Origin of the sequence: Parabacteroides sp. AM58-2XD, from assembly GCF_003463685.1 — a bacterium.
Taxonomy (GTDB): Bacteria; Bacteroidota; Bacteroidia; order Bacteroidales; family Tannerellaceae; genus Parabacteroides; species Parabacteroides segnis.
The window spans coordinates 1-26,850 of record NZ_QSDP01000009.1; the positions used below are offsets into that span (position 1 = coordinate 1).

Genomic DNA, 26,850 nt, shown 5'->3' on the forward strand with positions numbered 1-26,850 from the left:
GGTTATAGCGTTGGGGATCCACCTCTTCCCATTCCGAACAGAGAAGTTAAGCCCAACCACGTCGATGGTACTGCGTAAAAGTGGGAGAGTAGATAGCCGCCGTTTTAGAGTCACAGACTCCAAACAAATGAAAGGAATCAATCGTAAGGTTGGTTCCTTTTTGCGTTTATAGCTTCTTTTCGTTTTTATTCTTACCGATAATATTAGTCGTCTTCTCTTTGCACGAATCAAATAAGATATTTATCTTCGCTATCTAAATTAGTATTCATAGAAAAACATATAATGAAAAGAAGAGCCTTTCTTAAATCGTCACTATTAGCAGGTGCAGGAGTTGGAGTCAATCATTCTGCACAATCTATCACTTCTTCCTTGAATGAACAGAATAATGGACAAGAGGAAAAGAAAAAGAAACCTCATGTAATTTTTATCATGACAGACCAGCATCGTGGGGATACTTTGGGATGTATGGGTAACAAAGCTGTTATTTCTCCTAATATAGATAAACTTGCAGCAGAAGGAACACTGTTTGTAAATGGTTATTCTTCGGCTCCAAGCAGTACGCCCGGACGTGCCGGCTTGCTGACAGGTTTATCTCCCTGGCATCATGGTATGCTGGGATACGGAAGAATGGCTGAGCAATATAAATATGAAATGCCTCAGATGTTGCGTAATCTGGGTTATTTCACTTTTGGTATCGGAAAGATGCATTGGTTCCCGCAGAAGGCACTTCATGGATTCCATGCAACTTTAATTGATGAGAGCGGCCGGATTGAGTCAAAAGATTTCATCAGTGATTACCGGGAATGGTTCCAGTTAAATGCTCCGGGACAGAATCCGGACTTAACTGGTATAGGCTGGAATGACCATGGTGCAGGAGTTTATAAACTGAATGAACGTTTACATCCGACAACCTGGACAGGGCAAACCGCCTGTGAACTGATTCGTAATTATAATAATGATCAGCATTGTTCCTTAAAGTCTCTTTTGCACGTCCGCATAGTCCTTATGATCCGCCGAAGCGTTATTTGGATATGTATAAGAATGTTGATATACCTAAGCCTGTTATTGGAGATTGGTGTGGCAAATATGCGGAACGTCTGGATCCGGAAAAGGCTGCTTCTGACGCTCCGTTTGGTAACTTTGGGGATGAGTATGCCGTTAAATCCAGAAGGCATTATTATGCAAATGTCACTTTTATCGATGACCAGATAGGGCAGATTATTGAAACGTTGAAAGAAAAAGGTATGTATGATGATGCCGTGATCTGTTTTACTGCCGATCATGGCGATATGTTGGGCGACCATTATCATTGGAGAAAGACTTATCCGTATGAGGGGTCTGCTCATATCCCTTATATTGTAAAATGGCCGTCTTATGTCAAGAAATCAGTTCCAAATGGTACAAAGATTGAACAGCCGGTTGAATTACGCGATTTTCTGCCGACCTTTATTGATTTGGCTGGGGGGGCGGTTCCTCCCGATATGGATGGTAGTTCACTGCTGAAATTAGTGCAGGGACATGGAGATGAATGGCGTAAATATATTGATATGGAACATGCTACTTGTTATAGTGCGGATAATTATTGGTGTGCTTTAACAGATGGCAAACTAAAATATGTCTGGAATCTTCATAATGGAAAAGAGCAACTGTTCGATTTGGTGAAAGACCCGGGTGAGTTGACCGATTGTTCTGCCAAGGCGGAATATGCAAAACAGTTGAAAGAACTCCGTGGAGAAATGGTTAAACATCTTTCAGAACGTGGAGAGGCTTTTGTGAAAGATGGCAAACTAATGACATTAGAGAAAACAATGCTGTATAGTCCGAATTTCCCTCAAAAATAATGGTTTTTATAAATTCTTTAAACAGTGTAGTGTATGATCAGAAAATGGATGCTCCTGCTTGTCGGAGCAAGTTGTTTAATAGGTTCAGCTATGGCACAAGATAATCCGATCCTGTTGTTCCCGAAAGGAGCACCGGGAGAAACAACCAAGCTGATAGAAAAAGCAGATACTGATGGCGGTAAGACAGGTGGTGAAACCGTCTTACGGGTTACTAATGTAAGTGAACCGACAGTCACTGTTTATCCGGCTCCAGATGAAGTTGCTACAGGGGCGGCAATGGTAGTCTGTCCCGGTGGAGGGTATAATATTCTGGCTTACGATCTGGAAGGAGACGAAGTTTGCGAATGGCTGAACAATTTGGGAATAACAGCTGTGTTGGTAAAATACCGTGTCCCGCGTCGGGAAGGTCGCGAGAAGCATGAAGCTCCTTTGCAGGACTTGCAGCGTGCGATCGGGTATGTCAGAGCCCATGCAGAAGAGATGAATGTAGATCCGCAACGTATCGGTGTGATGGGATTTTCGGCAGGAGGTCACCTTTCTGCGATGGTTAGTAATAATTTTGAGAAACGGACATATCCGGCAGTGGATGCTGCGGATAAGGTAAGTTGTCGTCCTGATTTCTGTCTTTTGGTGTATCCGGCGTATCTGGATGGCGAAAATTTCCAATTGGCATCAGAGATCAAAGTAACGTCGGCAACACCTCCGACCATGCTGATTCAGGCAGAAGACGATAAGTCATATATAAACAGCAGCCTTTTCTATTATTATGCATTAAAAGAAGCAGGTGTTCCTGCCTGGATGCACCTGTATAGTAAGGGGGGACACGGTTATGGACTTAGAGATACCGGTGCAGCCGTGAATGAATGGCCTGACAGAGCCGAAGACTGGTTCCGTGAAATAGGGGTAATAGAATAAAAAAACTAAATGGAGTACAGAGATACGCAGAATCTTTGTATCTTTGTACTCACAAATCAAGGGGCTGACCGGTTTTGACAGCGGGCAGAAGTGGTTTGTAAGCATGTAGTGCGTGGTTGGCTTGCACTTAAATCTCAGACAACGAACAATTAACTGGCGAAAACAATTACGCTCTCGCTGCTTAATCGAAGTATAGTAGATTCAAGCTTAATCCCTGCAAAAGTTGCGGGGACGTGACATCACCCGGATGCTGTTGCTCCGAAGCTTTCCGATCAGGTGGTGCAGCAATATCGGAGATAGTCTGAAATGAGCCTCGGGTCTCAGGCGAAAATTTAGAGGATAAGGATTAAGTGGGTGGCTTCGGTCTTGCTTGATCCCGACAATTGAAGGCGAAGATAAACATGTAGAAAGCAGATTAGTTCCTCGTTTGGACGAGAGTTCGAATCTCTCCAGCTCCACAAAGGTCACTGAAAATCAGTGGCCTTTTTTGTTTATGGACCAAATTAGAAAATAAATAAGAATATCAGTTGTTTTTTTACATTAGATATGGATTAATCCTTATATTTACTGAATGGAAGTTCCCTTTGAAAATCAGCTTCTACTAATCACTTAAATAACCATTTTATGCTTAAATTAGGAACTCACAACTCAATGACTTATCTTAAGCCAACCGGACTGGTCCAGATAATAGCTTGGAATACCGGAAAATGTCAGAACCTGTCTCTTAAAGAACAGTATGAATTTGGCGTCAGATTTTTTGATCTTCGTATTCGTTTTGATGAAGAGGCAACACCTTATTTTGCTCATGGTCTTTTGGAATTTCATGAAAAGGCAGTAACGGATGTACTGGCCTTTCTGGATCAAAAGCAGAATTGTATTGTGAATTTGGTCATGGAAAGTTTTGGAAAAGTAAAAGATTCTCAGGATCGTTTGTTTATTGATTTCTGTAAACAAGCGGAAGATCAATACAAATATATCACATTTGTTGGTGGGTGGAGTAAATACCCGGAAAGCGGGCATTCCCTCTATTCTTTTGCTCCCAAAAAACAAATACGGGAGGTTGAAGTTTATAAAGTCTTTTTTTATTCTACAAATCCAGCTTTTTATTATTATTCGGAACAGGGATTCCTAAATAAGAGTATTGGTATTCACCAGCACGCTGATGCGGGAGTATATCAATAGCTTTTACAGCAATATTTTTTCCTGTTTTGGTAGCAACCAGGCAAGTGTTTTGCAATTTTCGTTTTTCCAGGTCGAATACTTTATCAGGATTGAAGTGCTGTCCGTTGATACGCACTTCAAAATGCAGATGCTCCGTAGTTGCTCTGCCTGTCCTTCCTGTTAATCCGACCGGTTCACCGGCTTTTACGCGGTCACCTACTTTAACCAGATTTTTGGAATTATGGCTGTAGACTGTTTCCAACCCGTTATAATGACGGATAACTATGACATTGCCATAAGCTGCATAAGGTTTTGCCAGACGGACAATCCCATCGAAAGCTGAAACAATGGTATCATTGGCACATGTTTTCAGATCAACGCCGGAATGATGTCTTCTGCGGCCGGCATAGGGTGATATGACTTTTGCTCCGGGGAGCGGAAAAGCATAATCTTCATCTGTCATGAGAGCCAGGTCAATAACAAGAGAGTTTTCGTCAGCCAGAAGTTTTGGATCCGGAACAGCTATATCGGCTTTTTCCCGTGGAGAAAAATCCTCAGTAATATCTTTACGTGCATATTCTGTTTTTCCCAATTCCGGTGTAGGAGGAAGGAATATATCTATCTGGGGAAGAGGAACTTCTGTAGACGGATACAGCATGTAAAATTCCTGATCGGAAACGGATGGTGGTGATTGCACTGATAGTACCGGAGAACAGGTACTTAGTGTTATTAGTGTAATAAATAATAATATATAACTGTAGATCTTAGGCATTATGAAATTTTTTAGCTGGACAAAAATAGAAAAAACAATCCAGTCTAAAGTCCTAATCAGGAATACTTTATAGTTCTTTTTCATTTATTTATGCTTTTCAATGGTCTGTTGAATGAATCGAAAAGCTATAAAACAGAAAAAAGCGCCAACCGGAGTTGAACGCTTTTTTCATTATAAATCAATAAGAAATGAAATTTCAGTCTCTGTTATTTCTTGAAAAGAGATTTGGCTATACCCATCTCCAGACCGCGAAGTTCAGCTAAACCTCTCAGGCGTCCGATGCAGGAATAACCCGGATTTGTCTTCTTTTTCAGGTCATCGATCATTTGATGGCCATGGTCCGGACGCATAGCGATCGAGCAACCACGTCTTTGTTGTAACTCGAGTAACGCTTTCATTACGCCGTACATATCCACGTCACCTTCCAGATGGTTTGCTTCGAAGAAGTTTCCTTCTGCATCCCGTTGTGTGCTGCGGAAGTGAACGAAGTCGATGCGGTCGCCATAGCGTTCCATAATACCGGCAAGATCATTGTCGCTACGAACACCGAATGAACCGGTACACAAGCACAGACCGTTACTTGGGTTCGGAACAGCTTCGATCAATTTTTTGAAATCGTCTTCCGTACTCAGGATACGTGGTAAACCGAGGATGGAGTAGGGAGGATCATCCGGATGGATCACCAGTTTAACACCTGCTTCGTCGGCTACCGGAGCAATTTCCTGTAGGAAGTAGATTAGGTTGGAACGCAGTTTTTCAGCATCGATATCTTTGTAGCGGTCCAGTGCTTCCTGGAATTGTTCGATCGTAAAACTTTCTTCCGATCCGGGCAGACCGGCAATCATATTACGGGTAAGTAATTTACGGTCATCTTCGGTCATTATATCGAAGCGAGCTTTCGCTTTAGCCTTCTCTTCTGCCGAGTAATCGTTTTCAGCTCCCGGACGTTTCAGGATGAAAAGGTCGAAAGCAACGAAAGCTGCACGTTCAAAGCGAAGAGCCTTTGAACCGTCCGGCATCGTATAAGCCAGATCAGTACGTGTCCAGTCAAGTACCGGCATAAAATTATATGTCACAACATTAACTCCGCACTTTCCGAGGTTACGCAGACTTTCCTTGTAGTTGTCAATATATTTCTGGAAATCTCCGGTTTGTGTTTTGATATGTTCATGAACGGGAACACTTTCGACAACAGACCATCTCAAGCCTACCTCTTCGATCATTTCTTTCCGTTTCATGATTTCTTCTACTGTCCATATTTCTCCATTAGGGATATGGTGTAAAGCATTTACGATACCGGTTGCTCCGGCTTGTTTAATATCCCAAAGGCTGACGGGATCATTCGGCCCGTACCAGCGCCAAGTTTGTTCGCATAAATACATATATGTATTGTGTTTTATGGATTATTAGATTGAGAAAGCATCGAAACCGCCGTCGACAATTGCAATTGTTCCGGTTACAAATTTGGATGCGTCACTGATCAGGTACTGAATCGTACCGAATAATTCTTCCGGTGTTCCCAAACGTCTGAACGGAGTGTGGGCAATGACAGATTTGGCACGTTCCGTATAAGAACCATCCGGATTAGTCATCAATGTCCTGTTTTGTTCTGTCAGGAAGAATCCCGGAGCGATAGCATTTACACGTAAACCTTCACCGAATTTGATAGCCAATTCACCGGCCATATATTTGGTCAGGTTGGAGATGGCAGCTTTGGCTGCGCCGTATCCGACCACACGTGTCAACGGACGAAGAGCTGATTCGGAAGAGAAGTTTACGATAGCACCTTCTTTCTGTTGAGCCATTACTTCTGCAAAAACCATGGTAGGAAGCACTGTACCGAACAGGTTCAGATCTACCACTTTCTTGAAAGCATCGACCTGCAGGTCAAAGATGTTGTTGTCCGGACCGATTGTAGCACCGGCCATATTACCACCGGCAGCATTCAATAATGCATCGATGCGGGCATATTTGGCAAGGATATCTTTTTTATTCTGTTCGAGGATCTCTTTATTCAGAACGTCAGTCTGGAAGAAACAGGCTTCGCCACCTTTTGCTTTGATATCGGCAACGATTTTTTCTCCAGTTTCCACTGCACGGTCAAGGATTACAACTTTAGCACCTTCTTCAGCCAGATGGCCTGCGATTCCGCTACCCAGAATACCGGCTCCTCCGGTAATGATGACAACTCTGTCTTTAATACAAAATAAATTAGCCATTTTATATATGATTTTTATTGTGATATTTCCATTTTGTGTTTAATATGTGCGCGAGCACACGCTGAGTGCAAATGTATAGTATTTATTTGTCAAACAAAAAAAATATAGAAGAAAAATAATTAATTTATGCCTTTAAATATAGTTATTGTAGTACTTAATGTTCTCTTTGATAAGTATATCAATAGGCATATAATTGATTTGTTCGACTTTTTCTTTTAATACCAGATGACGGAATAAGGCGCGGACGCAATTGAATCCCTGCACTTCCGGACGTTGGGCGATCAGATGGGTGATGTATCCGTTGTTCAGATGGCTCAGATTTGATTCGATCACATCGTAACCGATCAATTTAAAATGTTTGTCGATGTCCTGATGCTGGAAATAATCACCCAGGACATGTGCTCTGGAGTTGAAGATTATACCAGCCTTGATCTCTTCATGCGTTGCGAAGAAAGAGTCGAGTATCTCTTTGTTTTCTACTGATTCATCGGCATGAATATGTACAGGGTATATTTTTCCCAGAAAATCGTGACCGTACAGATAATCGCGGAAACCTTCCTCACGTTTCATAACCTGAGTTGAATGCATGTCGCCTTTACGGATAAAGCGGAAAATAGCGATGTTGTCCTCCGGATGTATCTGTTCAAAAAGTAACCGCCCGGCGATATATCCGGAATCATAGGAGTTTGTTCCGTAATAAGCGATACAGTTGGTATTTTCGATAAAGGCATCGATCAGCACATAGGGGATTTCGAGTTTATCGAGTTGTTGCGTGAGTTGGATAACGCTCTCTTTGAAAAGGGTTGCTATGATTACTCCCTGGCAATCCGCCTCTTCTATTTTGGGAATCAAATTGTCGAAACTATTTCTGTCATATTGATTGAAGTACATCCGCTCGACCTCAATATTGTAACTGAATAGTTCCTGTTCAGCCTTATTGATCCCTTCGGACAGCTTTGCCCAATATTCCCCCTGTCCGAAAGAGGGTATCAATGTAACGAATTTATACTTTTTCTTGAGGGCTAACGAACGGGCTATCAGATTCGGGTGATAGTCTATCTCTTTTAATACTTTTTCGACCTTTTTTTGTGCTTCTTCCGACACTTTGCCACGGTTGTGCAAAATACGGTCGACGGTTCCGGTAGATACTCCGGATAATTCTGCTATATCTTTTATTCTATACGTTTTCCCCATAGGGCAATTCTGTTATCATAAATAATCCGCAGAACATCAAAAATAATCTGCGGATTGTTTTGTGTTATAAAAATTATAATTCCTCAATAATCTGCAAAGGTGCATTTAATTTACGAAAAACATAGCCATACATCATATATATAAGAGGCATTGCTACAAAAATTCCTATACCCAGCAGGATAAGTCCCAATATAAAAATTCCGATCATGGCCAGCATAAGCATAAATAACGGCATGCCCTGTCCGCGGGTTATTTCCCAGCTACGTTTCAGCGATTCGATGATACCTGTATCTTCTTCAACAATGAAAGCGGTGAAAAATTGCAATCGGAGAGCCAGATAAATGCCCGGAATAATGAACAGACAGATACCGAACACCACGATGATTCCCATAAAAAGATTAGCCACAAAATAAGTGATGATTTTACGGGCCTGTTGTCCGTAGGCTGAGAATTGCGGTTCCTCTCCATCCAGGGCTTGAAATATGTTTTTCATGTATCCTAGTGCAAAAATGCAGGAGATAATGCAACTGATCAAATTAATAACGATTGTACCCACTATGGATTTTTGCATAGGCATGGCAAAAGCGCTCAGCGTAAAAGAAATTATTGTCATACCAATCAATAAGCCGGCTAAAACCCATATCTGAGTTTTAGTACGTTGCCATGAAGTACTGCATACTTCCGAAATTGAAAACTTTGGTCCCATCAGATTGTAGATTAATTATGTTTATAGATAGCTGTAAATTTAAACTAAATTATTGAATAAACAAACAACAGCAATGGAATGTATGCAATTTTGGACTAATTTACTTTCGAACCGGCAAAAAATAGCTATCTGTTTGATCTCTACATATAAATAATGCTGTTTTTTAGTATAAAAGAATGTATAAACGGTAAAAGTGCGATAAAAAGATTCTACATTTGTACGTTTTTAGGATATGAGTCCCTTTGTTGTCGAGCCTGATAATACAAGCCTTCAAGAATAAATGTACGAAAATATAAAAGGCAGAAATATTTAAATTGTAATTATGAATAAACAAATGTTGAGAGCTACTATTACCCAATGTAGGCAAATTGTGTTATTTGCAGTGGGAGTGTCTTTATTAGCTGCTTGTGGTAACAGCCAGAGTGGCATGAAGTTAGGTGACAGTGAGTATGCTGTTTTAGCCGTGAATTCATCTTCCAGCAATCAGACAACATCCTATCCAGCGACTATCAGAGGTACGCAGGATATCGAGGTTCGTCCCCAGGTGTCGGGTTTTATTGTTAAGTTATGTGTCGATGAAGGAGCTACGGTCCGTAAAGGGCAGGCCTTGTTTGAAATTGATCCCACGCAGTATAAGGCGGCAGTGAACCAGGCCAAAGCTGCTGTTGCTATGGCAGAGGCAAACGTAAAAACGTTGACATTGACAGAAAAGAATAAGAAAGACTTGTATAATAATGCTATTATCAGTTCTTTTGAATATGAGACAGCTGTCAACCAGTTAATGTCTGCAAAGGCCTCTCTGGAACAGGCAAAAGCTTCTTTAGTCAGTGCCAATCAGAATTTATCTTTTTGTACGGTGACCAGTCCTTCCAATGGCGTTGTCGGAACTTTCCCTTACCGTATCGGAAGTTTGGTGAGTCCTTCTATCTCGAGTCCGTTGACAACTGTTTCCGAGATCGGAGAAGTATATGTTTATTTCTCAATGACAGAAAAGGAATTGTTGCAGCTCACAAAAGCCGGAGGTACACTGAAAGAACAATTGGATAAGATGCCGGCCGTTCAGTTACAGCTGGCAGACGGAACGATGCTGGAAGAAACCGGTAAGATCGATGCTGTCAGTGGCGTTATCGACCAGTCGACCGGTTCGGTTAGTATGCGTGCTGTTTTCCCGAATGACAAAAGAATCCTGCGAAGCGGGGGAACAGGAAACGTGGTATTCCCTTACACCATGGAAGGTATTATTATGATTCCGCAGTCAGCTACTGTTGAAATTCAGGACAAGAAATTCGTATATGTACTGCAACCCGATAATAAAATTAAAAATGTTGAAATTCAAGTTTCCTCTTTGGATGATGGCCAGAATTATCTGGTTACTAAAGGTCTGAAATCCGGTGACAAGATCGTAGTAGAAGGTGTTCAGAATTTAAGAGACGGTCAGGAAATCAAGCCGATTACACAGGCTGAACAGGCTGCAAAGTTCCAGCAGGCCATGAAAGACCAGAACGAAGGAAATTTAAAAACAGCTTTTAATTAATTAAAGGTATAGGATAACCCGGACTTTCCCGGTGATATTCGTTTATAAAAAAGTAACATATGAAATTAGATAGATTTATTAACCGTCCGGTGCTTTCAACGGTGATCTCCATCCTGATTGTCATCCTGGGTATATTAGGTTTGTTCACATTGCCTATTACCCAATATCCGGACATTGCGCCTCCTACTGTTTCGGTAAGGGCTACTTATACAGGTGCCAATGCGCAGACTGTATTGAATAGTGTGATTGCACCGCTGGAAGACCAGATCAACGGGGTAGAGAACATGATGTATATGACATCAAATGCTTCCAATAACGGTTCTGCCGATATCTCCATATATTTCAAACAGGGGACCGACCCGGATATGGCGGCGGTAAACGTTCAGAACCGTGTGTCGATGGCACAAGGTCTGTTGCCTGCCGAAGTAACAAAGGTTGGTGTGACTACCCAGAAACGTCAGAACTCCATGTTGGTTGTTTTTGCCGTTTATGATGCGGAAGACCGTTACGACCAGAAGTTTCTGGAGAACTATGCAAAGATCAACCTGATTCCTGAAGTACAGCGTGTACCGGGGGTAGGTGATGCCAACGTATTGGGTACCGACTATTCTATGCGTATCTGGTTGAAGCCGGATGTAATGGCACAATACAAGCTGGTGCCTAACGATGTGTCGAACGTGCTGGCTGAACAGAATGTGGAGGCAGCTCCGGGTTCTTTCGGTGAACAGGGAAACCAGTCGTTCCAGTATACGATCCGTTATAAAGGACGTCTGCAAACTGCTGAAGAATTTGATAATATCGTAGTAAAAGCATTGCCCGATGGTGAAGTACTTCGTCTGAAAGACATTGCCGATATCGAATTGGGACGTTTGACTTACAACTATGTAAATAAAGTAAACGGCCATAATGCGGTAGCATGTATCGTTTACCAGATGCCGGGAACGAATGCAACAGAAACGATCAACAATATCCAGGATTTGCTGGTGAGATCAGAGGCGACTATGCCTCCGGGAATGAAGATTGAAGTATCCATGAATGCCAACGACTTCCTCTATGCCTCTATCCATGAGGTTCTCAAGACTTTGCTGGAAGCCTTTATCCTGGTGTTTATTGTGGTGTATGTGTTCTTGCAGGATTTACGTTCAACCTTGATTCCTGCTATTGCGATTCCGGTTGCTTTGATCGGTACATTCTTCCTGTTGTCACTGATCGGATTTAGTATCAACTTGTTGACACTTTGTGCGATGGTGCTTGCCATTGCGATTGTGGTCGATGATGCGATAGTCGTCGTCGAGGGGGTCCATGCCAAGTTGGACCAGGGATATAAATCGGCGAAACAGGCATCTATCGATGCGATGAGTGAACTTGGCGGAGCGATCGTTTCTATTACATTGGTGATGATGTCCGTGTTTATCCCTGTAAGTTTTATGGGAGGTACAGCCGGTATATTCTATCGCCAGTTCGGTGTGACGATGGCTATTGCTATCGGTTTGTCGGCATTGAATGCCTTGACATTGAGTCCGGCGCTTTGTGCTATTTTCCTGAAACCTCATGATGAACACGGTGAAAAGAAGACGACATTCGTATCCCGTTTCCATACCTCTTTCAATGTAGCTTATGATTCTTTATTGAAGAGTTACAAGAAGCGTGTCTTGTTCTTTATCCAGAAGAAATGGCTGGCATTCGGAACTGTAGCTGCCTCTATTGCTCTGTTGATCTTCTTCATGCAGGTAACGCCGACTGGTATGGTGCCGAATGAAGATATGGGTACTATCATGGGAGCTGTAACATTACCTCCCGGAGCTTCCCAGGAACGTACATTGGAAATCATGGAACGTGTAGATAGTCTGATCGCTTCCGATCCGGCAGTGAAATCACGTACGGCTATTACCGGTTTCAGTTTTATCGGTGGTCAGGGACCTTCTTACGGTTCATTCATCATCAAGTTGAAAGACTGGGAAGAACGTTCTATGACGCAGAGTGCGGAAGTTGTTTACGGTAGTTTATTCATGCGTGCCCAGAAAGTGGTGAAGGATGCACAGGTATTGTTCTTTACTCCGCCTATGATTCCGGGTTATTCCGCTTCCAGTGATATCGAATTGAATATGCAGGATAAGACCGGTGGTAGCCTGGAGAAATTCTTTGATGTTTCCAAAGACTATATGGCTGCATTGGCGGCCCGTCCGGAAATCAAGTCGGCCCAGACTACTTTCAACCCGAACTTCCCGCAATATATGATCGATATCGATGCGGCAGCTTGTAAGAAAGTAGGTATCAGTCCGAGCGATATCCTTATGACTTTGCAAGGATATTATGGTGGTCTGTATGCTTCTAACTTCAACCGTTTCGGTAAGATGTACCGTGTAATGGTGCAGGCCGATCCTTCTATGAGAGCCAATATGGAATCGTTGAAGAATATCAAGGTCAGAAACGGTAACGAAATGGCACCGATCTCCCAGTTTATTACAATAGAGAAAGTATATGGTCCGGATATCATCAGCCGTTTTAACATGTATACCTCTATGAAACTGATGGTTGCCCCGGCTGACGGATTTACCAGCGGTCAGGCACTGAAAGCCCTGGAAGAAGTAGCAAGTACCACCCTTCCTGCCGGTTTCGGTTATGAGTTGGGAGGTATGGCACGTGAAGAGGCTGAAAGTAGCGGTAGTACAACCGGTTTGATCTTTATCCTTTGTTTCGTGTTCGTTTATCTGTTGCTGAGTGCACAGTATGAAAGTTATGTATTGCCGTTGGCCGTATTGCTTTCAATTCCGTTCGGTCTGATGGGTAGCTTCCTGTTTGTACAGGGTTGGGCTGCGTTAGGTAGCATCCCGGCGCTGAAGATGATACTGGGTACGATGTCGAATAACATTTATATGCAGATCGCGTTGATCATGTTGATGGGTCTGTTGGCAAAGAATGCTATTTTGATCGTAGAGTTTGCCCTCGACCGTCGCCGTATGGGTATGAGCATTACCTGGGCTGCTGTTTTAGGTTCGGCTGCCCGTCTGCGTCCTATCCTGATGACCTCTCTGGCAATGGTTGTCGGTTTGTTGCCGATGATGTTCGCCTTCGGTGTAGGTGCTCACGGTAACCGTACGCTGGGTACTGCCGCTATTGGCGGTATGTTTGTCGGTATGATCTTCCAGATCCTGATCGTTCCTGCCTTGTTCGTGGTATTCCAGTACTTGCAGGAAAAGGTTAAACCGATCGAATGGGAAGACCTTGACAACAGCGATTTGAATACGGAAATAGAACAGTACGCTAAAAAATAAGTGAGAAGACAATGAAGAAAAATCAAATAATATATATGATGTGTGCAACTGCCCTGCTGAGCAGTTGCCACATCTACAAGGCTTATGATCGTCCTGAAACGATAGATACGTCTGGTCTGTATCGTGATCCGGTATCGGTAACGGATACATTGGCTGCCGATACGACCAATATGGGAAACCTTTCCTGGAAGGAAGTTTTCCGTGATCCAAAATTGCAGGCTTTGATTGAAGAAGGACTGGCGAATAACGTGGATATGCAGGCTGCCGTTCTCCGTGTGGAAGAAGCGAAAACGTTGCTGACTGCTGCCCGTTTATCTTTCCTTCCGTCTTTGAACCTGGCTCCGCAAGGCTCGCTGACCACCATGGGAGGATCCAGCTATGCAAAAGCCTATACTTTGCCGGCTGCTGCTAATTGGGAAGTCGACCTGTTTGGTAAGCTGCTCAATGCAAGCCGCGACCAGAAAGCAATCTATTTGCAGAGCCAGTATTCACAACAGGCTGTCCGTTCACAGTTGATCGGCGGTATTGCCAATACTTACTTTACCCTGCTGATGCTCGACCGTCAGGTAGAGATCACAACCGAAACGGTTGCTATCTATAAAGAAAATGTACGCGCGATGGAAGCAATGAAGACGGCCGGTATGACAACCGAGGCTGCAGTCGTTCAGATGAAAGCCGTATACCATCAGGTTTCGTCTTCGTTAATCAATCTGCAACGCCAGGTTCGCGAAGTGGAAAACTCTTTGTCCGTACTGTTGGCTAAAGCACCGCAACGTATCGACCGCGGCAGACTGGAAGATCAGGTAATCCCCGACGAGATCATGGCCGGCGTACCTTTGCAGTTGCTGGAAAACCGTCCGGATGTGAAGATTGCGGAAATGTCGCTTGCCAGCGCTTACTATACGACTAATAAGGCACGTGCCGCTTTCTATCCGGGATTGAATATTACGGCAACAGCCGGTTGGACGAACGGTTCGGGTATTACTGTTGCTAATCCGGGACAGTTCATGTTCCAGGCCCTGGCTTCACTGGCACAGCCTATCTTCAACAATGGTAAGCTGATCGCTAACCTGAAGGTATCGAAAGCAGAGGAGAAGATCGCCCAGATGAATTATCAGCAGAAAATTCTTGAAGCCGGTAAGGAAGTAAGCGATGCCCTGCATCTTTACGATGCAACCAATAAGATGTTGGTTCAGGACAGACAACAGATCGAGCAATTGGAAAAGGCCGTAACCTATACGAAAGCCTTGTTCCAGTCAGCCCAGTCAACTTATCTGGAAATCCTGTCAGCTCAGCAGAGTCTTCTTAGCGCACAATTGACAGAAGTATCCGACAACGTTCAGCGTATGCAGGCTGTTATCAACTTGTACAGTGCTGTTGGTGGAGGAAGAGAGTAATAACCATTAAAACTTAGATTATTATGATTAGTCCGTTAGCTTATGTAGATGCCGGTGCAAAACTGGGAGCGAATGTAACTGTTCATCCTTTTGCATACATCGACAAGAATGTAGAGATTGGCGACAATTGCGAAATCATGCCTCACGCCAGTATCATGAGTGGCGCACGTCTGGGTAAGGGAAACCGTGTATTCAACGGGGCTGTCATTGCAGCAGAACCCCAGGATTTTAAATATAAAGGCGACAGTACGCTGGTTGTTATCGGTGACGACAATGTGATCCGCGAAAACGTAGTGATCAACCGTGCCACGACGCCGGAAGGCCGGACTGTTATCGGTAATGGTAATTTCCTGCATGAAGGTGTACATATTTCGCACGATACACATATTGGAAATCATAGTGTGTTTGGTTATGGTAGCAAGGTTTCCGGCAACTGTTTCTTCGAGGATTATTCAATCTTCGGAGGTTGTGTGCTGGCAAGCCAGGGAAGCCGTGTCGGTACATGGTCGATGACACAGACCGGTTGCCGTTTCCGCAAGGATGTGCCTCCTTATATTGTAGCTGCCCAGGAGCCGACAATTTATTACGGCGTTAACTCCGTCATCCTGGCGCATCAGGGAGTGAGCGAGAAAGTTATCAAGCATATCAGCCATGCATACCGTATCATCTATCAGGGAAATTCAAGTCTTTTCGATGCCCTGCTGATGATTAAGGACCAGGTGCCGATGAGCGCAGAGATACAGCACATCATTGATTTCATCAATGATTCAAAGCTGGGTATTATCGGAAGATAACATGCTTATATAATAAGGAACGAGGATATCTTTGCAGGTATCCTCGTTTTTTTTTGTTACTTATTCCAGAGCAGGAGATTCATGTGTTCTATATTCCATCTTTCCTTCCAGTAATTTGTCGAGATCATTGATCTGTTGATCCAGGAAAGTGGATAAGGCGTTGACTGTCCGTGTATTTTTAGACAGGTAACTCATGCTGTCCATTAGTAGAGCGGTGAGTTGGCTGGATTTTCGGATGTTCATGTTTGTATCCGGTTGTTGAATATAAGAGGTAAAACTACGGAAGAGGATAGGAATTAAGCGATCCCAAGGGAGTTCGAGGGTTGTAACCAAGGCTTTCATGTGTTTCAACTGATGGCGGAGGTAATCGAGATCTGGTTCGTTACTATTGTTGTTGTAGCTTCCTTATTCTCAAAAATCAGCTCATAGTCAGCCACATCCAGCCAACGGTTGAATTTTCGACCAACTTCATGGAAGCAGGAGACTTGTTTGAAATTTAGTCTTTCGTGTAGTTTTACACTGGGCTCATTGGGGATGGTGATGCAGGCGACCAGGGCATGGAACGAACGGTTGCGGCAGTCTTCTATTAACCGGTTCATTAATAAACGTCCGTATCCTTTGCCGGTATAGTCCGGATGGAGGTAGATGGTTGTCTCAACGGTGGAGCGATAGGCTTTTTTAGTTTTCCATTCGTGTGCATAACAGTAACCGGCAATCTTTCCGTCTTCGACATATACCCAGGCCGGATAATGTTCCATAATAGGGCATAACCGTTGGCACATCTCCGTTTCAGAGGGAACTTCCGTGTCGAAGGTTACTACCGTGTTGTTTACATAGTGGGCATAGATCGCGACAATCTCGCTCACATCAGACACTGTCATCGGACGAATCATAATTCTTTTTTCTGCAAAGGTAATGATAAAAAGAAAAAGAGGATAACCCATTTCTGAGTTATCCTCTTTATTATTTAATCAATCGAGTTTGTTTACCGATTATAAAGCACCTACTTCTTTCAGTGCAGCGTTTGTTCCCTTAACAGCGGCAGCGCTTTTAGCGAACAATTCTTTTTCTTCAGCTGTCAGTTCCAGTTCAACGATCTTTTCGATACCGTTTTTACCCAGGATAACAGGAACACCGATACAAAGATCTGATTCGCCGTATTCTCCTTCCAGATAAACTGAACAAGGAACCATTTTGCCTTGGTTGTGGATGATAGATTCAACTACAAATGCTCCTGCTGCACCCGGTGCATACCATGCAGAAGTACCCAGCAGTTTTGTCAGTGTAGCACCACCAACCATAGTAGAAGCAACAACTTCCTGCAATTTTTCAGCGCTCAGCAGTTTGCTTACAGGGATACCTTTGTAAGTAGCCAGACGAGCCAACGGAATCATTGTAGTATCACCGTGACCACCGATTACCATACCTTCTACTTCGTTAGCATTGCATCCTAATGCCTGAGACAGGAAATATTTGAAACGAGAGCTATCCAATGCGCCACCCATACCGATGATACGGTTTTTCGGCAAGCCAGAGATTTCAATGACAGGTAAGTCATTGTATCCATCGGGTTAGAGATAACTACGATAATTGCATTCGGAGAATATTTCAGGATGTTTTGAGCTACACTCTTCACGATACCAGCGTTTACACCGATCAACTCTTCACGAGTCATACCCGGTTTACGGGGAATACCAGAAGTGATAACAACAACATCAGAATTTGCTGTTTGAGCATAGTCGTTTGTGCAACCTACAACTGTAGTATCGAAACCCAGCAACTGAGCCGTCTGCATCATATCCATTGCTTTGCCTTCGGAAACGCCTTCCTTAACATCAAGCATTACAACTTCGTCTGCCACTTCATTGAAGGCAAGAACATTTGCGCAAGTAGCACCTACATTACCGGCGCCAACAACTGTTACTTTAGACATAATAATAAGTTTTATATGTTATTACTTATAATAATACTTTCTTTTTTAACGAGGACAAAGGTACAATGTATTGCTGAATAAAGAAATATTTCCGTAAATAATTTATTTGCGGGGACTATTAATTATCACTAAATAGGGGAAAGGAGAGGTCTGTTTAGAAAGATTTGAGCTATCTGTTTATTGACTGGCTTAACACACCCCCTACCCCCTCTCAAGAGGGGAGCCAGGTACAACCAGTTGCTATAAACAAACACTCATATCTGCCAAGAAGTGAGTTATCTGTTAATAGTGACAGGTTGTACCTGTTTCCCCTTGAGAGGGGGAAGGGGGTGTGTTATAGTCAGTAAATAAAACGAAACCGATTGCAGACTCTCCTAATAAAAGTTTTTCCGTTTTCTGTATTCATTCCTTCATTTATGGCATATATGCATTATAAATCAAGCAATACAAGATGAACATAATGAAGGATCCGATATGATTTGTAATAGAATCGAGGTAAACGTCTCTATTTCTCCTCTATTTTCCTCTATCGCTTCATCATGAACAACCATTGGATACTGGCAAATCCAAAGGTATATCTTGTCTCTTTATTAGTGTATAGGTAGAGTGGAACTGATATACTTTTAGACCAAAAGTGCTGTATTCGTTCTTGTCCGTCATTTGTCAAATGCTTGTTCGATATCTGTCGGACGCTTATCCGATATCTGTCGAACAAGCGTCCGACAGATGACAAACAAGAAGTTGGATATGATTTTTGAATTAAAGAATAATAAGATAAATGCTTACAACATACGACTTATGACTTTACCTGAAAAAGGTATACAGAAAGTTTGCCTTTATTCATTATATTACACGGAAAATTTGAATTATATAGATGCTATAGGATGATATTCTTCATTATATTCATTTACAAACCATTATTCATCAGTACAGTAGCTTCAATATGAACAAATGAAGGAAAAAAACAGAAAAACTTTAGATGATAAAGATACTGTCTTGAATTTATATTGGGGGCATTAGTAGAAAGAACCAATTAAAAGTGAAAGAGCCAGCCGCGTATCTGGTTCTTTATTAAAGATAGTTCAAATATGATAAGATTTGAGCCTATCTATCTTTATCTACGCCATCAAAATACCATTTACAAACTATAGGTCAATGTCAGCCAGGTCACCCGTGCATCCCGGTTGCGTACTTGCTCCATGTGCATTTTACTTGTATCGATAAGGCTCGTCTCTTCCAGGCCGTCAAAGATATTATTGATACTCAGATTGGCACGCAGTTTACGATGCATGAAATATTGGGAAAGCCCGGCATTCACACTGCTGTGGCTTTTGATTTTACCCTGCGGAGTCAGTTGGTCCGAGATAAAGAAGCCATCCAGCTGAAACTCCGTGGTCGGGGTGATATAGATACTCACACTTCCTTTCAGGTCGGTGCAAACCATTGACTTCTTCTCCTCATAGCCAACCGTTCTGCCATCGATCTCATCTCTGTACACATTACCGGAAAAACCGATATTCAGGATACGGATAGGATTCCAGTTTCCGGAAAGTTCAAAACCCAATGCCTGGCTGTGGCCTATATTCTCTTTCTGCCAGATAGACTCCTCGTTTATCACTTCCATAATCCGGTTCGATTTATTACGGTAATAAATGGCCGGGGAGAAACGGAAACGATTTGCAACCAACAGATAAGACAATTCCAATGAATGAATGAACTCATCCTTCAAATCCGGATTCCCCTGTGACAGATGAGTCGGGTCACTGTAATTGGTGAAAGGACTCAAATCCGCTCCATTAGGACGAATCACGCGTTGCAGATAACTCAATGACAAACTACCCGCATTGCCGGTCTGTAAAGAAAACTTTACCCGGGGATATACATGAAAACGAGTATTGCTTTTCTGTGTTTTGAATTTCTGCGCATTGACTTCCGCCTGTAAACCGGCTTCGGCAGAGAAACGGTCCCAACGTCTGTCGACCGAGGCATACAACAAATGGGTATTCCGGTTGAAAGAATAATCGTATGATTTATTGGCAACGGGAGTCCAGGTATTATCATCCAGGCCGATGTCGTTTGTCTCCGTCCTGTAAGTTTCATCCTTGATACGTCCGATATATCCGGCTTTGAAATACCATTCATCGGCAAACAACTTACTGAAGGCAGCAGAAAAATAATAATTATGCTTGTCCTGATTGATGAACATATTGTCTTTCTTCAGGATAGTTCCGGTTCCCGGCTTCTCATTTTCATAGTAATTGTCCTCATCATAACCGAAGTCATTATAATTGAATGTTACACTCAACTGATCCAACGGATTGGAAAAATGATGGTTCCAACGGGCCTCCAAGGCATAAGCATCCTGACGCTGGTCGTTATAACGATGGCGGGTCATCTGGTTCTTTACACTTCCATCCGGATTCAAGACCTTATTATTGATTCCCCCATAACGGCTGTAATCCATCAAATGATATAATCCGTAGACAGTCAGCAAGTCTTTTGAAGTCAGGTCATACCCCACACTCAGGTCGGCCAGATGAACATCCGGACGTGCCGATGCATTATTATTCATTATGGTTGTACCGGCATCCGTTTTTGTCGTCTTGTCAAACGAACGTTCGCGGTATTCCTTCCGGTAATTATATTTCCCAACGATATGAAATTTCCCCGGATGCAGATTTACGATTGCCCCGGCATTATACCGTTCCTGCAATCCCGCTCCCAACGTCACCGTCAGCGGCGAATCCGATTTTGTATAATTGGTAGAGGAAAGGTTCAGTACACCGGCATCCCCATCAGGCACCAGCGAAATATCAGGCAAGGCAGACATTGATATCCGGTTGAAAAATAAAGCAGGCAACTGGATAAGGACATCTCCGCTATATTCCTCCAGCAACCCGTAAGGAATACCATTAATCAGCATCCCTGCTTTCCCCGACCCGCGATAAGTGACTCCCCCTTCAATATCGGTCACCAGCGAAGGCATTTGCCGGAAGGCTTCGGATACCGTGCCCGTCATACTGCTCAGGTTCTTGTCTACCTGAAGACGTTTAACCTCACCGCCATTGAGACCGGCAATACGTTTACCCTGTATTTCCACATTCTGCAACTGCAAATTCATGTCAACCGGGGTCTGGGCATACATCGTATGACTCAACAATGCGACAACTGGGATAATGATTCGATTTCTTTTCATATTGAATACCGTTATAAACAAAAAAGTCTGTATGTTTGAGCATACAGACTGTCCTTTTAACTGATTACTGAATATTATTCAGCAGGAGCAGCTTCTGTTTCAGTAGCAACAGCAGTTGAATCACCTTCAGCAGGAGCAACTTCTTCTGTTACTGTTTCTTCTTCAACAACTGCAGGAGTAGTTTCTTCTACTGTAGTTTCTGTTTCAGCTACTTCAGCATTTGATTCTGCAGATTTGTTACCACATGATGTGAAAGAAACGGCTGCAACGATAGCAGCAAATGCAACTAACTTTTTCATTTTGTCTTTAATTTAAACGGTCTATAATATCTTCTTGTTGTTGTAAAACGATGCAAATGTATGTATTAATTATATATGTTGTACAACATAAGATGCTTTTTTTTCAATTATTTTTCGCAACAAGCGTAATAGACTGTTAATCAAGACATGAATACCTATCAATAGTTGCTGTACAAATACCTCTTGATACTCTTCTTCGGTGTTTTTTCAAACTCTGTCGGGTATAATTGTATTTCTGAAACAACTTCATAGGAAGCCAGCTGCTTATTTAACTCAACCCGGTTCTGTTCCATAATGACCGGCAGGTCGGTATGGGATATTCCGGTACCGTCTACCGTGTCGTAATCTGGATAGACCAAAGCTACCAGCTTGCCGTTTTTCTCGATAACGATACTTTCCATGACGAAAGGCAGGTTATTGATTTTCGACTCAATCTCTTCCGGATAGATATTCTGTCCACTTGCACCCAGAATCATTGTCTTGCTACGGCCCCGGATAAAGATACGGTTATCCGCATCAATCGTTCCCAGGTCGCCGGTATGAAGCCAGCCGTCTTCGGTAAAAGCATTCTTTGTCGCTTCTTCATTCTTATAATAGCCTTTCATTACATTCTCACCCCGGACCTGGATTTCCCCTACCTTATTATAGGGGTCATCAGAATCGATACGTACTTCCATGATTCCTTTCAGGACTTGTCCGCAGGAACCGGGCACATATTCATAATTGTGGTCGTAGCTAATCAGCGGCCCACATTCGGTCATTCCGTAACCGATAGTAAACGGGAATTTGATTTTATACAGGAAATCGCTCACTTCCTGGTTCATAGCTGCTCCACCGACAATCACTTCACGGAAGCGTCCTCCCATAGCATCCACCAGATGTTTACGAATCTGGGCATAGATGCGCGAATCCAGCAAAGGAATATTCAACGCCAGTTTCATCGTTGTTTTACTCAACTGCGGAAGAATCATCTTTTTGTATATCTTTTCCAGAATCAACGGAACGGTGAGAATCAGGTTCGGCTTCACCTCTTCAAATGCTTTCAGCAAGATTTTCGGAGAAGGGACTTTCCCCAACATATAGACATGGGCACCCACCGCCATCGGTACGAGAAAGTTGAAAGCACAACTATAGGCATGTGCCAACGGCAGGAAGCATAATTCGCGGTCGCCACGATACATCAAATCGAGGGTCTTGGCATAAGTTACATTTCCCGCCAGATTATTTCCGGTCAGCATAACGCCTTTACTGAAACCGGTCGTACCGGAAGTATAGTTCAGCAGGACAACCTTATCGTTATCCAGTTCGGCATATTTTATATCGTTCTTGCTGAATCCTTTCGGATACTTTTCCGCCATCTTCTCATCCATCGACTTCATCAATTTCTGAATGCTTTCGCCGTCACGCTGATGCAGGCAACGGAAATCGGAAAGAGAGAACACACCGCGTATCTCTTCTATCTTATCCTCTTCCAGCGAATCCCAGATACGGTCGCTGACGAACAGGAAGACCGATTCGGAATGATTGATAATATGATGTACGTCGTTCGGGTTGAAATCTTGCAAGATGGGCACTATGATTGCACCATACGTAACAGCCGCCATATAGACAATACACCAGCGGGCACTGTCTTTACCGATCAGAGCGATTTTATCTCCCCGGCGTATCTGACATTCCTCAAACAGGATATGGATACGGGCTATTTCCTTCGCTACATCCTCGAATGTAAAAGTGACGTTCTTGCTGTAATCTGTCAGTGCGGGTAACGACCAGTTTTCCTTGAAACTGTTTTCGTATATCTTAATGAAGTTTTCTTGTATCATAGCACAGATGCTTATATTTTGTGCAAAAATACAGACTATCCGGCAGATACACAACAGACAGGCTGAGTTTAACCCTTATCCGGTCAAACTCAGCCTCTGTTTGATTTCTTTATTTCTTATGCTTTATCAGCATAATCACCGGATTCGCTTCCTCATCCAAGGTTGCTGCAATTTCTTTCAACCGGCCTTTCAGCTGTCCTTTTTCATAAGCCTCCGTAAGGTCAGAGGCTTCTAAAGATAGACTGACCGGTATTTCTTGATTTTTAGGCTTCGAAAAGAAAGAGACCTGTTTTTTATTCGAGTAATCAGCATTACATATAGTATAGTTGAAGATTGCTTTTTCCTGCTTGTCATATACCAAATCGGTACCGGGGAATCCTTTAAACGTTTTATAATCCAATTCTTTCTTCATAGTCCGCATGAAATAATAGCGGTCGGTGATAATGGTTGGGAAAAGAAAGACTTCTACTTCCATGGATTGTATGGTGGGAGTCCTGACAATAGAAGGAGTTAGATTGCCCTTCGGCAAATAGTTGTACACAGTATCGGAAGATGTATTCACAAGCACCCAATGATCCTTGGCTGGAAATGTCATATGAAACTCAGGCGTTACAACCAATTCATCTTTCATCACAACCGGTGTCTTCATCTCTTTAAAGGGAATTGGTATTTCCCGGGTGACACTTCCGTCCTGCTTTGAAAACAGTATATGGCATGCCTGCCTGTTTTCTTCCGGCGTTCCGTAGTATTTCTTATAAGTAATCAGATGATCCCGGTCATAATTGAATACATCATCATAATAACTGTTATCTGCAAATTTGAAACTTCTTTTAAAGTTTCCGGATAAGTCATATGCCAATATATTCTTAGTATAGTCTACGACAAACAATTCGTTATTATCTTCATCCAGAATAATTCCTGAAATACCGGAATATTCCTCAGCACCTTGCCCCAGACGGTTTATCTTTCGCAGGCCCTTACCGGTTTTCCTGTCAAAGACAAAGATATTTCCATCGTTCCGGTTTCTTACCAGCAAGAATTCCTCACCGACAGCTTCCACAATACCATGAGTGATAAACTCGTCAGTGGTTTCCAGCGGAACGTATTCCACATCCATTATATCCTGGAGAATCAGTTCCTTTTCAGGATAGCTGGCAGTAACATCGACACTGATAATCTCGTCATTTTGGGAACCGGACTGTTGGCAACCAGTGCATCCCCCTATGAAAAAGAGGATAATTGCCAGATTTACATTTAGTTTCTTCATTTCTTTCTATTTGTTATGAATACTAATTACGAACGACCTCACGTTTGCACGAATAAATCGTACGAAATATACGTACTTTCTGGCGAATAAACAACTCAATCTATTTCTTCCTGTTTCTTATTCACAAAGAAAGGGCAATAAAACAGTAAGTCATCCATACCTTTAATCTTCACAAACACAATGTTCTCCTTCTAACTGTAAAGGGAAAGGAGAAATAACGAGATTACTGAAACCACACAAAACACCAACAATCTACATGTCAATAATTTTAATTACATTTGCGCGATAATTCAATCGCAATGATAGACAAAACCGTATTTGAAAATAAAATAGCTGCTTATTATACCTGGGCTGTAAGCTCAACTTCGCAGAGACCTCCACCATCGGGAAGGTATTGGCAGAGCAGGGCGTACGTAAAGCCCGTGCGGGTGAAAAAGCAGACATCTGTGTCGTAAACACCTGCTCGGTAACGGAACTGGCCGATAAGAAATGTCGCCAGTCCATCCGTCGCATCAGCAAACAGCATCCGGGAGCCTTTATTGTTGTGACCGGCTGTTACGCGCAGCTCAAACCGGAAGAGGTGGCCCATATCGAGGGGGTCGACCTGGTTTTGGGCGCAGAGCAAAAACTGGATATATTAATGTATCTGGATGACCTGAAAAAGAAAGAAGAAGGCGGCGCAGTCGTTGCCTCACAAACTAAAGATATACGGACCTTCTCCCCTTCCTGTTCGGCAGACGACCGTACGCGTCATTTCCTGAAAGTACAGGACGGATGCGATTACTTCTGCTCCTATTGTACCATTCCTTTTGCCCGCGGACGAAGCCGCAACGGCACAATCGCCAGTATGGTGGAGCAGGCACGGGAGGTAGCTGCCAAAGGTGGAAAAGAAATCGTGCTGACCGGAGTCAATATCGGCGACTTCGGCAAGTCGACAGGCGAGACTTTCATCGACCTGATTCGTGCACTCGACGAAGTGGAAGGTATCGTGCGTTACCGTATTTCTTCCATCGAGCCGAACCTCATTACGGACGAGGCCATCGACTTCGTAGCCTCCAGCAAACGGTTCGCCCCTCACTTCCATATCCCTTTACAGAGCGGAAGCGACGAGGTGCTGAAACTGATGCGCCGCCGTTACGACACGGCCCTTTTCCGTCATAAGATCGAGAAGATTAAAGAAATCATGCCCCACGCCTTTATCGGGGTGGACGTGATTGTCGGGACACGCGGCGAAACGGACGAGTTCTTCGAAGATGCCCGCAACTTCATCAACAGCCTGGACATCAGCCAGCTGCATGTATTCAGCTATTCGGAACGTCCGGGAACACAGGCGTTGAAGATTGCCCATTCGGTCGACCCGAAAGTAAAACATGCCCGCAGCCAGCAACTGCTGGATATTTCCGACAGGAAACTTCATGCTTTCTACGACGCCCATATCGGCAGTCAGGCGGAAGTTTTATTCGAACATACACGCAAAGACGGCCGGATGCACGGTTTCACAGAGAATTATATTAAAGTCGAGATACCTTACAACAGTTCGCTGGTAAACGAAACCCGACGGGTGACGCTGACCGGATGGAACGAAGACCGTACTGCATTAAATTGTGAATTAGTAACTATCGGTTGATATGTGGAATAAAATTCAATACGGATTAATCTTTGCATGGGCCAAGCTGCATGCATTTTTACCGATGTCGGTACTGTATGTACTGTCCGATATCCTGTATGTACTAATCTATTGGGTGATTCGTTACAGGATAAAAGTAGTGCGCCGCAACCTGGAAGCCTCTTTCCCCGAGAAATCGGAAATAGAATTACGCCGGTTGGAAAGGGCCTTTTACCATCATTTTGCCGACTATATCGTCGAGACAATCAAACTGGCGCATATCTCTCCCGAAGAAGTATTGCGCCGTGCCCATATCAAGAATCCCGAAGTGGCAACCCGTTTGCAGGCAGAAGGACAAAAAACAGTGATGATGCTGATGGGCCATTACGGCAACTGGGAATGGTTCAGCGCCTCCAGCCTGGTATATACCGATTCGTGCCTGTGGCAAATCTACCGACCGTTAAATAACAAAGCTGTCGACCGCCTGTTCATTTATCTGCGCACCCGCTTCGGTTCTTATGGAATGAAGAAGAACGACACGGTACGCGACATGATGACGTTGAAGAAAGAAGGCAACAACAACATCGTTATCTTCATAGCCGACCAGACACCCAGCAAGGCAAACCTGCATTACTGGACTACCTTCCTGAATCAGGATACCGCTATGCTGAACGGTGCGGAACGTATCGCCCGTAAACTGGATTTGCCGGTCATCTTCCTGGATGTACAGAAAGTGAAACGCGGCTACTATACAGTCGAAATGAAGCTGATGACCGCCCATGCCAAACAGACTACCGAGAACGAGATTACCGAATCATACGCCCGCATGACGGAAAAGATGATTCTCCGCAATCCGGCCTATTGGCTCTGGACACATAAACGTTGGAAATATAAACGGGAGTAATCCCCTCCCCTCTC

Annotated in this window: 18 protein-coding genes, 1 rRNA gene, 1 other RNA gene and 3 pseudogenes; 11 read left to right on the plus strand and 12 right to left on the minus strand. The window is 43.4% G+C overall.

Features of this window, described 5'->3' with window-relative positions:
• The 5 genes and pseudogenes from rrf to DXA15_RS25890 all read left to right on the plus strand — a co-directional run.
• Positions 1-105, plus strand: a 5S ribosomal RNA gene (gene rrf, locus DXA15_RS03435); the annotation flags it as partial.
• A 177-nt stretch (positions 106-282) separates the two neighbouring features.
• Positions 283-1,841: pseudogene (locus DXA15_RS03440) on the plus strand (arylsulfatase).
• Positions 1,842-1,874: 33 nt separating this feature from the next.
• Positions 1,875-2,756 carry an alpha/beta hydrolase gene (locus tag DXA15_RS03445; RefSeq protein WP_128133140.1) on the plus strand — a complete coding sequence of 294 codons (882 nt, stop codon included), beginning with the start codon at positions 1,875-1,877 and terminating at the stop codon, positions 2,754-2,756.
• Between the two features lie 60 nt (positions 2,757-2,816).
• Positions 2,817-3,217, plus strand: a transfer-messenger RNA (tmRNA) gene (ssrA, locus tag DXA15_RS03450).
• Positions 3,218-3,380: 163 nt separating this feature from the next.
• A complete protein-coding gene (locus tag DXA15_RS25890; protein WP_233566774.1) occupies positions 3,381-3,938 on the plus strand; it encodes a hypothetical protein in 558 nt (185 codons plus the stop codon).
• Here DXA15_RS25890 and DXA15_RS03460 read toward each other — a convergent pair.
• The 5 genes from DXA15_RS03460 to DXA15_RS03480 all read right to left on the minus strand — a co-directional run bounded on the left by DXA15_RS03460 (position 3,844) and on the right by DXA15_RS03480 (position 8,808).
• Complete coding sequence (locus DXA15_RS03460) at positions 3,844-4,692, minus strand: M23 family metallopeptidase (RefSeq protein WP_199676211.1); 849 nt, start codon at positions 4,690-4,692, stop codon at positions 3,844-3,846. The two genes, DXA15_RS25890 and DXA15_RS03460, sit on opposite strands and share 95 nt — an antisense overlap.
• Positions 4,693-4,895: 203 nt before the next feature.
• Positions 4,896-6,071, minus strand: a complete 1,176-nt coding sequence (gene uxuA, locus DXA15_RS03465) for a mannonate dehydratase (RefSeq protein ID WP_128133142.1) — start codon at positions 6,069-6,071, stop codon at positions 4,896-4,898.
• Between the two features lie 24 nt (positions 6,072-6,095).
• A complete protein-coding gene (locus DXA15_RS03470; RefSeq protein WP_128133143.1) occupies positions 6,096-6,908 on the minus strand; it encodes an SDR family oxidoreductase in 813 nt (270 codons plus the stop codon).
• A 132-nt stretch (positions 6,909-7,040) separates the two neighbouring features.
• Positions 7,041-8,102 carry a LacI family DNA-binding transcriptional regulator gene (locus DXA15_RS03475; protein ID WP_128133144.1) on the minus strand — a complete coding sequence of 354 codons (1,062 nt, stop codon included), beginning with the start codon at positions 8,100-8,102 and terminating at the stop codon, positions 7,041-7,043.
• Between the two features lie 73 nt (positions 8,103-8,175).
• Positions 8,176-8,808, minus strand: coding sequence for a glycerophosphoryl diester phosphodiesterase membrane domain-containing protein (locus DXA15_RS03480; protein ID WP_007653788.1), 633 nt, complete (start codon positions 8,806-8,808; stop codon positions 8,176-8,178).
• Between the two features lie 322 nt (positions 8,809-9,130).
• Here DXA15_RS03480 and DXA15_RS03485 point away from each other — a divergent pair, with 322 nt between their 5' ends.
• The 4 genes from DXA15_RS03485 to lpxA are packed head-to-tail and all read left to right on the plus strand — an operon-like array spanning position 9,131 to position 15,808.
• The gene (locus DXA15_RS03485; RefSeq protein WP_128133145.1) at positions 9,131-10,342 is read left to right on the plus strand and encodes an efflux RND transporter periplasmic adaptor subunit; all 1,212 of its coding nucleotides are present in this window, start codon (positions 9,131-9,133) and stop codon (positions 10,340-10,342) included.
• A 59-nt stretch (positions 10,343-10,401) separates the two neighbouring features.
• Entirely contained in the window at positions 10,402-13,617 is a 3,216-nt protein-coding gene (locus tag DXA15_RS03490; RefSeq protein ID WP_128133146.1) for an efflux RND transporter permease subunit, read from the plus strand.
• An 11-nt stretch (positions 13,618-13,628) separates the two neighbouring features.
• Positions 13,629-15,014 (plus strand): efflux transporter outer membrane subunit, encoded by a 1,386-nt coding sequence (locus DXA15_RS03495; protein ID WP_199676209.1) that lies wholly within the window; start codon positions 13,629-13,631, stop codon positions 15,012-15,014.
• A gap of 23 nt (positions 15,015-15,037) precedes the next feature.
• Entirely contained in the window at positions 15,038-15,808 is a 771-nt protein-coding gene (lpxA, locus tag DXA15_RS03500; RefSeq protein WP_128133147.1) for an acyl-ACP--UDP-N-acetylglucosamine O-acyltransferase, read from the plus strand.
• A gap of 60 nt (positions 15,809-15,868) precedes the next feature.
• Here the strand turns inward: lpxA and DXA15_RS03505 are convergent, their stop codons facing one another.
• From DXA15_RS03505 to DXA15_RS03535, 7 genes and pseudogenes are all read right to left on the minus strand, one after another.
• Positions 15,869-16,150 (minus strand): hypothetical protein, encoded by a 282-nt coding sequence (locus DXA15_RS03505; RefSeq protein WP_128133148.1) that lies wholly within the window; start codon positions 16,148-16,150, stop codon positions 15,869-15,871.
• Positions 16,151-16,155: 5 nt separating this feature from the next.
• Positions 16,156-16,701, minus strand: coding sequence for a GNAT family N-acetyltransferase (locus DXA15_RS03510; RefSeq protein ID WP_128133149.1), 546 nt, complete (start codon positions 16,699-16,701; stop codon positions 16,156-16,158).
• A 99-nt stretch (positions 16,702-16,800) separates the two neighbouring features.
• Positions 16,801-17,741: pseudogene (gene mdh / locus DXA15_RS03515) on the minus strand (malate dehydrogenase).
• Between the two features lie 1,138 nt (positions 17,742-18,879).
• Positions 18,880-20,937: an outer membrane beta-barrel family protein gene (locus DXA15_RS03520; protein WP_128133150.1), complete on the minus strand. Its 2,058-nt coding sequence runs from the start codon at positions 20,935-20,937 to the stop codon at positions 18,880-18,882.
• 74 nt (positions 20,938-21,011) lie between these two features.
• A complete protein-coding gene (locus DXA15_RS03525; protein WP_007654122.1) occupies positions 21,012-21,236 on the minus strand; it encodes a hypothetical protein in 225 nt (74 codons plus the stop codon).
• Between the two features lie 158 nt (positions 21,237-21,394).
• Complete coding sequence (locus DXA15_RS03530) at positions 21,395-23,059, minus strand: AMP-binding protein (RefSeq protein WP_007654123.1); 1,665 nt, start codon at positions 23,057-23,059, stop codon at positions 21,395-21,397.
• Positions 23,060-23,168: 109 nt separating this feature from the next.
• On the minus strand, positions 23,169-24,326 hold the full coding sequence (locus DXA15_RS03535) for a 6-bladed beta-propeller (protein ID WP_128133151.1): 1,158 nt from the start codon (positions 24,324-24,326) through the stop codon (positions 23,169-23,171).
• 299 nt (positions 24,327-24,625) lie between these two features.
• Here DXA15_RS03535 and mtaB point away from each other — a divergent pair.
• Both mtaB and DXA15_RS03545 read left to right on the plus strand, forming a co-directional pair.
• Positions 24,626-25,953 (plus strand): annotated as a pseudogene (gene mtaB, locus DXA15_RS03540) (tRNA (N(6)-L-threonylcarbamoyladenosine(37)-C(2))-methylthiotransferase MtaB).
• Position 25,954: 1 nt separating this feature from the next.
• A complete protein-coding gene (locus tag DXA15_RS03545) occupies positions 25,955-26,836 on the plus strand; it encodes a lysophospholipid acyltransferase family protein (protein ID WP_122328946.1) in 882 nt (293 codons plus the stop codon).
• The last annotated feature ends 14 nt before the right edge of the window (positions 26,837-26,850 follow it).